Here is a 5,722-nt window from a genome sequence, read left to right as displayed (position 1 = left end):
ATGGGCAAACCTGAAAGCGGGCAGAGTTGTTCAAGGTGGCAGCACGCTTACCCAACAATTGGTCAAGAATTTTTATCTCAGTCGAGAGCGATCACTTAGCCGAAAGGTAAATGAAGCACTGATGTCTCTGATGCTGGAAGCCCATTATGACAAGCAGTCCATCCTAGAAACTTACATGAATGATGTCTTTCTCGGTCAATCTGGCTCACTCGCTATCCACGGGTTTGCAGCGGCCAGCCTCTACTACTTTGGCAAGGATTTACGTGCCTGCTCTATCTCCGAACACGCTCTACTTGTCGCCATGATCAAAGGCCCGTCCTATTATAATCCTCGCCGTTTTCCTGAACGAGCACTAAAACGACGCAACCTGGTTTTGTCTCTTCTGAACAAGGAGAACCTCCTTGACGATCAACGCTATCAAGAGGCGATCACTCACACATTAAACGTTATCGATAAGCCGACTCTACAGACTAATCCCTACCCGGCATTTATGGACATGGTAAAGCGTCAGCTGGGAAAAGATTACCATGAAGACGACCTACGCACTGAAGGGCTAAAGATATATACCAGTCTAGACCCCCAGCTCCAGCACCAGCTAGAGAATACAATCGCCAGCAAACTTCCAACACTCGAATCAGTGAAACAGACAGGAACGCTTCAAGTAGGCGCCGTGGTCACCGCAACCGGCACCGGGGAAATACTCGCCATGGCTGGGGACAGAAAAGCACGATACCGCGGTTTTAACCGTGCTCTTGATGCAAGAAGACCTATCGGCTCGCTCATTAAACCGTCAATATTCCTTAGCGCACTGGAAAAACCCTCACAATATCAACTCAGCACGCTGGTATCAGATCAGGCATTCAAAATAGAGTTTGAAGATGGGCAAATCTGGGCGCCGCAGAACTTTGATCACGAAAGCCATGGAGAAGTCCCCTTATATCTAGCGCTTGCTAAATCCTACAATCTGGCAAGTGCCCGCTTAGGTTTAGAGCTAGGAATTGACACAGTGCATGACATGCTCAGGCGTTTAGGTGTCAAAAGAGAGCTCACGCCCTACCCTTCTCTATTCCTAGGATCTCAATCATTGTCACCGCTTGAAGTGACGCAGCTCTACCAAACTATCGCCAGTAATGGCTTCAACATGCCCTTAAGAGGAATTCGCGAGGTCACCAACGCACAAGGTGAAACTTTAACCCGCTACCCTTTCAAGCTTAGTCAAGTAGTTGCACCCGAGGCGATTTATTTATTACAAGAAGCACTAGTAAAGACCATGCAAACCGGCACCGGGCGCTCTGCATACAAACAACTACCAGAGCAACTGGTGGTTGCGGGTAAAACCGGCACCACTAACGATAATCGGGATAGTTGGTTCTCAGGCTACTCGGGAGATTACCTAGCAACCTTTTGGCTCGGCCGCGATGACAATAAAGAAACACACCTAACCGGCAGCAGCGGTGCCCTGCAGCTATGGAGCGACTTTATTCGCCGCATCCCTCAATATCCCTTGAGTATGGAAGCTCCTGCTAACATCCAGTACCATTGGTTTGATCAAAACACGGCTCACCTCACCGATGAACGATGCAAGGGCGCTATAGACCTTCCTGTCTGGGGTGAACCAGATACATCTGAATATCAAGCATGTAAAAATGGTTATTCATCGGTGAAAGGGTGGTTAAAATCATGGTTTTAGAAGGCCTCAGTTATTTATTAAAGGCATCTCCTCTGGCTTTAGTGCTCAGTACAGTTCTCCTACTGAGCGCTTGTTCTTCACTCAACACACAGACTAAGCCTAACATTGTCCCCGTAACACCGAGTTCAAAGGCCGACTCACCGATCACATCCAAGCCTCACAGCATACTTAATAAAGCTGTAACACCAGAGGAAAAAAGCATAACTGTCGATAGTGATGCAGCCAAAAATCAAGATGTAGAAGTAAAAGAAATAAACAAGGTAGAAAGCAATATATTAAGCGTTCTACTTGCTAAAGCCGAAAAAGCAAAAAACTCTCAACAATGGCTACGCGCCCAACGAATATACGAACAAGCCATACGGGTCGCCCCAAACAACCCAGAGGTATTTATCAAGTACGGTGATTTATATCGTTTAATGGGAGGAGATGACAAAGCAAAAAGCATGTACCAGCGAGCGCTTTATCTAGCGAGTGGCGACAAGCGTTTAAGAGACCTTGTACTTGAGAAACTAGAGTCGTTCTAACTGTGCGCGTGTAAGTCAGCATTAAGTTTTAGATACTTGTGTTTCCAGCACGGCTTGATTGGTAAGGATAGAAGAACATGTTTTTAACTATGAATACTCATCTTTCAATATCTCAATAAATACGCCAGCAATACTTGGGTCAAACTGCGTCCCTGAGCAGCGCTTAATTTCAGCAATAGCTTCTAAGCGGCTACAACCCTTTCTATAAGGTCTATCAGCGGTCATCGCATCGTATGTATCTGCGAGCGCTGCAATACGGGCGAGAATCGGAATATCTTCGCCCTTTAATCCATCTGGGTAGCCTGTTCCATCATATTTTTCATGATGACTTCTTACTATAGGTAGAATCGCTTTAAACTTATGGATTGGTTTAAGAATAAGCTCCCCCTTTACTGGATGTTGACGAATGATTTCAAGTTCACTATCCGTAAGTGGCTCAGCCTTGTTTAGAATCTGCTCATAGGTACCGATTTTCCCAATATCATGGAGAATGCAGCCCACCTTGAGAAGGTTTAATGATTCGGAATCAAGTGATAATTTCCGTCCAATACGTAATGCCAGAGCTGTCATGCGCTCCGAATGCCCCTTAGTCCAGTGAGACTTAGCATCAATTGCAGAACTCAAGGCAGAGGTTGTATCCAAAAACATTGAATGCAAAGACACATAGTTTTCTGCATTTTCGATCGCTATAACAGACTGGTTGATTAGCGTCTGGCAGAGGGCGATTTTTTCTTGAGAAAAAGGTTCCCGGTCCCACACTCTTGACTCACCCAAAATAATAGCACCCTCTGAGCGTCCTTTAATAACTAAGGGAAAGATTAAACCGGAATGTGTTTCAGAAGTGAAAATTTGTTCCAACTCAACTTTATGTCTCCGATCAAACATTTCTGTATTAGAAACTGATACGTATCGTCCAGTGTCAAAAGCCTTCTGTAAGTCAGGACAATATTTTACGTCTAACTCGTTTCCAATGCCAGGCTCCCAATCTAGCATCCTGATGGGATAGGCTGCGCGAATTACAGGGCCTGCATGCTCACTATCTTTTAGAGCAATACGGCAATAGGTTACTTTCAGTGTACTTGTTAGTTTCTGCGCCATAAGCTTTAGCAACTGCTCAATATCTAACTCGGACGAGAGTTCAGCGCTTGCCAATAAAAGTATCTCAAGGTCTAAAGAACGTTCCTTTAGCTGAATACTGTGTCTATCCAGTTGGTCTTTGAGGCTTAGGTGTTGATGGGAAAGCTGTTCAGCCATGCTGTTGAAACTGTCAGCAAGTTCCTCCAATTCGTCCCCGGTATCTAAATTGACTCGATAATCCCATTCTGAGCTTTTAAGCCTCTGAGTCGCCTTAACCAGGTCGTTAATGGGACGTGTAATCGAACGAACTAGCTGGAAGCTAAAAAAGACAAGGAAAAAGACGAGAAGCGTGCCGCTAATGACAACGCTTTTTTGTGCGCCATAACGCATCTCAGATGCTTCATGAAAAGCTTTTTCTAATTCATGGTCAAGAAAAATATGAATCTGGTCTAGCTGTGTGGTGATTTTCTGGCCTAATGCATCGAACTCACTCAACAAGCTGTTTTTCCCGCTAGTTTCGGTAGAACCCGCTAAAACTAATAGGTTCGAGCTCAGGCTAGATAAGCGAGCAATGTCACTTCTAACTCGTTTCAACAGAAATTGTTCTTTTTCAGCTAATATGGGTTTATGCTCAATTGTTTCCAAGAGAGCGTTTAGCTCGTCAATAAGATTACTGAACTGTGAACCTTCTTTTTTGACTCGAATAGAAGCCCGTTGTTCGGCTAATAGGGATACAAACACAGTTTGTGCTTGATCGACTATTCCAGTATGGCTAATAATTTTGTCTACCAACAAAAACTTCTTATCTATCCTAGATTGCTCAAATAAAACGTAGGCTAGTGTCGCGGAAATTAATACCAGACACACAACAACGGCTATAATAATCCGGCTTCGAATATTTGTTTTCAATAAACTCGTCCTAATAATTCAGAAAGAAGGTAAAAAGATCTATTTTCCAGTAAGAAATGATTTGGCATGATACCGACATTTGCACATTAGCTTTTTATTTGCCAACCTTCAGAGGCCGCACTGGGGTCGTCTTTAAGGCGGATTTTCACTTGGACATTATGTTTCGAATCTGCGTTGTTAATAGCTTCTTCCGCTGAGATTTTCCCTTCTTTATAGAGTTTAATTAGAGATTCATCGAAAGTAACAACATTTTGATCCATGTCTCTCTCAAATGCTTCAGTTAACTCTCCAATTTTTCCTTTCTGAATCAACTCACCAAAGTAAGGAGAATTTCGCAATATTTCTAATGCTGGAGTTAATGAACCATCCTTACTTTTTACAAGTCGCTGGCAAACAACAGAATGAAGGTTTCTTGATAGATCAATCAATATTTGTCCCCGGTCATCTGGAGGGAAAAAGTTAATAACTCGATCCAATGTTTCAACGGCATTGCTGGCATGAATAGTGGCTAAACATAAATGACCTGTTTCAGAATATACGATCGCCTGTTTCATTGTGTCGGTATCTCTTATCTCCCCAATCATGATTACATCTGGAGCTTCACGCATTGCACTTTTCAAAGCATCTGAATAACTCTTGGCATCGATCGAGATTTCCCGTTGATTAACAATTGATTTTTTGTAAGAGAATAAGTATTCAATTGGGTCTTCTATAGTCAGAATATGTCCTGTTGAATGCTTGTTTCGAAAATCGATCATTGCTGCTAGCGTTGAAGATTTACCTGAGCCGGTGGCGCCAGCAACCAGAACCAGCCCGCGTTTCTCAAACATAAACTCACCCAGATCTTCTGGTAACCTTAGCTCTTCTAGAGTTGGCGGTGAGGTTTTAATACAACGAATCACCATCGCAACAGAACCGCGTTGCCTAAAAACACTCAGGCGAAATCGCCCCAAGTTAGGAACGGAAATACCAACGCTAGTGCTCAGATTCTCATCAAAATTCTTAATTTGCTGATCATTCATCAGAGAATAAGCAAGCTCTTTGGTTTGGGCTGATGTTAAAGCCGTGTCTTTATTAATCGCACTACAAACACCTTGTATTTTTACTAAGACAGGAAAGCCCGCGCTAAAAAACAAATCCGAGGCTTGCTTTTTAATCATGTACTGTAAGTACTGCGAGATATTGGTCATTAGTCAGCCTTAGCTTTATTTTTGAACATTATTTAGTGATTGATATAATTATAGGTGAGATTAGGTTTGGTTAAATTTATATAGACAGAATTAAGTATAGCTATTTATTTTTGTAATGCTTAAATGGATCAGTACAAGGAATTATTTGCTAATTCAATACGTTAATTGTCCGGTTTAGAACATGAAAGGATATTAAATATGCCTATCGTTTATACAATCACCTTGTTATGTATCTTCTTAGTTGGGTGTGGCAATGACCAGCACAACCACCCAGACCTAGCGTCAGGAAAAGACCTATTCGAACACCATTGCTCTGAGTGTCATAACTCAAC

The 5,722-nt window shown here is 42.8% G+C and carries 4 protein-coding genes; 2 read left to right on the top strand and 2 right to left on the bottom strand.

All coding sequences use genetic code 11. The features are described from left to right. Positions 1-1,690, top strand: a 1,690-nt coding sequence (locus A3757_RS16580; RefSeq protein ID WP_068739952.1) for a transglycosylase domain-containing protein, incomplete at its 5' end; no start/stop codon positions are given. Continuing rightward, positions 1,681-2,214, top strand: coding sequence for a tetratricopeptide repeat protein (locus tag A3757_RS16575; protein WP_068553114.1), 534 nt, complete (start codon positions 1,681-1,683; stop codon positions 2,212-2,214). The genes A3757_RS16580 and A3757_RS16575, both read left to right, overlap by 10 nt. An 87-nt stretch (positions 2,215-2,301) precedes the next feature. Here A3757_RS16575 and A3757_RS16570 read toward each other — a convergent pair whose 3' ends face one another. Beyond that, positions 2,302-4,200, bottom strand: coding sequence for an HD domain-containing phosphohydrolase (locus tag A3757_RS16570; protein ID WP_068641758.1), 1,899 nt, complete (start codon positions 4,198-4,200; stop codon positions 2,302-2,304). 86 nt (positions 4,201-4,286) lie between these two features. Continuing rightward, on the bottom strand, positions 4,287-5,390 hold the full coding sequence (locus A3757_RS16565; protein ID WP_068510380.1) for a PilT/PilU family type 4a pilus ATPase: 1,104 nt from the start codon (positions 5,388-5,390) through the stop codon (positions 4,287-4,289). Positions 5,391-5,722: the final 332 nt, after the last annotated feature.

Source organism: Oleiphilus sp. HI0117, assembly GCF_001635235.1.
Note: the sequence above shows the minus strand (reverse complement) of the source record. Positions and strands in the feature narration are given on the sequence as shown.

Coding starts and splice junctions, on each gene's coding strand:
- A3757_RS16575 (WP_068553114.1), top strand. CDS start 1,681: ATGGTTTTAGAAGGCCTCAGTTATTTATTAAAGGCATCTCCTCTGGCT.
- A3757_RS16565 (WP_068510380.1), bottom strand. CDS start 5,390: ATGACCAATATCTCGCAGTACTTACAGTACATGATTAAAAAGCAAGCC.